This is a genomic window from Cedecea sp., assembly GCF_036500665.1.
In the GTDB taxonomy this organism is placed as follows: Bacteria; Pseudomonadota; Gammaproteobacteria; order Enterobacterales; family Enterobacteriaceae; genus Cedecea.
Map to the genome: position 1 here is coordinate 1 of NZ_DASYBS010000140.1, position 1,848 is coordinate 1,848.

Annotated in this window: 1 pseudogene; it reads left to right on the forward strand. The window is 54.0% G+C overall.

Going from position 1 to position 1,848, the window contains the following annotated elements:
- Window positions 1-1,848 (forward strand): annotated as a pseudogene (locus VGM55_RS22485) (filamentous hemagglutinin); the annotation flags it as partial.

The following is a 1,848-nucleotide window of genomic DNA, read 5'->3' on the forward strand; positions in this document are numbered from 1 at the left end:
CTCCGGCACTATCGAAACTGAAACCGGCGATATTTATATCAACACCGCACATCTGCTTAATCAGCGCGATGGGCTTAAAACCTCGGTTACGCAGGAAGATCTGACCAAAAAATACGACTGGCTGAACGGTGCCACGGCCAAGGTACCGTTAGATTTCTTTGAAAAAGGGGAGTTGGGTTATTACACCGTGACAGAAAAGCGGCAGTTAGCGGGAGATGCTGGGCGAGAGATCACTACTGTGTACACCTACGCCGCCCCTTTTGATAAAACTAAAGAACTCGCTCTTTCAACGTCCACAATTTCGGTAACTAGCAATGGTGATGCAGGGCGTATTGCGGCTGGTAAGAATCTGGACGTTTCAGCACAAGTTCTGGATAACCTCGCAAGTAATATCTTGGCTAACGGAAATGTGACCCTATCTGGTGGCACACTGAATAACCAATCCTGGCAGTCAGGCACCGAAACTCGTTATCAGACCTATAAAACCGGCGAATTGCCGAAATCAAAACCAGACTATAAGGTCTCCTCCTTACAGCCGATTAATGACTATGCGTTAAGCAAAATAAAATCCCATTATGTTGTTTATACAGCTGAGGGTGACGTACGCACCGTACGCACCGACGACGGTGTTTATCGTTCGGTTATTCAGGCCGGTGGAGCGGTCAACGCCAACTTTAGCGACGATATCGGCAACACTACGTTGACCCCGAACGCGGGTAGCCTCAGCCACACTCTGGTGCGGCCAACGCTGGACAGCCTACAGCAACCGGAAACTGTCAGTGGTGTGCAACAGCAGGCGCTGGCAGAGGATCAAAGTGTGGTCTTTGGTTCGCCACAGTGGAAAGACAATCTTCAAGATGCTCTCGGGTCACTCGGCAATAACGCCGTAGACCTGTCAGATTACCCACTGCCAAGCGGTGGCAATGGCCGCTTTGTCGTCACTGAAGACCCGAGCAGCCCCTATCTGATCACCACCAACCCCAAACTGGACGGTCTGGGGCAGTTGGACAGCAGCCTGTTCAACGATCTCTATGCCATGTTGGGCCAACAGCCGGGCACGGCCCCGCGTGAAAGCGACAGCCGTTTCACCGATGAAAAGCAGTTTATCGGTTCGGCCTATTTCCTCGACCGCCTGAAATTAAACCCGGATTACGACTACCGTTTCCTCGGGGACGCGGCGTTCGATACCCGTTACATCAGCAATGCGATGCTCAGCCAAACCGGCCAGCGCTATCTTAACGGCGTCGGATCCGATCTGGCGCAGATGCAGCAGTTGATCGACAACGCGGCACGGGCGCAGAGCGGCCTGAAGCTGCAGTTTGGCATCAGCCTGACACCGGCACAGGTTTCACAGCTGGAGCACAGTATCGTCTGGTGGGAGAAGGTGACGGTCAATGGCCAGACGGTGCTGGCACCCAAACTCTATTTGGCCAAAGGTGACGTCGCCCCATTGAGCGGCAGCGTGATTGCCGGCAACAAGGTTAACCTGAACGGTGGCAGCATTCGCAACGACGCCGGCACGCTACAGGGCGGTGAACGGCTGAACGTCAACAGCCAGACAAGCATCAGCAATCTTAATCAGGGGATGATCAACGCTAACGATGGGCTGAGTTTGAGTGCTATTGGTGATATCAGCAATATCGGCTCGACCATCAGTGGGCAGCGGGTTCAGCTTGAAAGCCAGGACGGCAGCATTATCAATAAAACTCAGGCCCGCCAGTGGGATGCCACCGGGACCCAGGGTGGCCTGACGCTGACGCGCTCGCGTACGGAAGTCGGTGATATTGCCGTGATCCGCGCAGGAGATGCATTGGGCATGCAGGCCGGTAACAATATCGAAGTTACCGG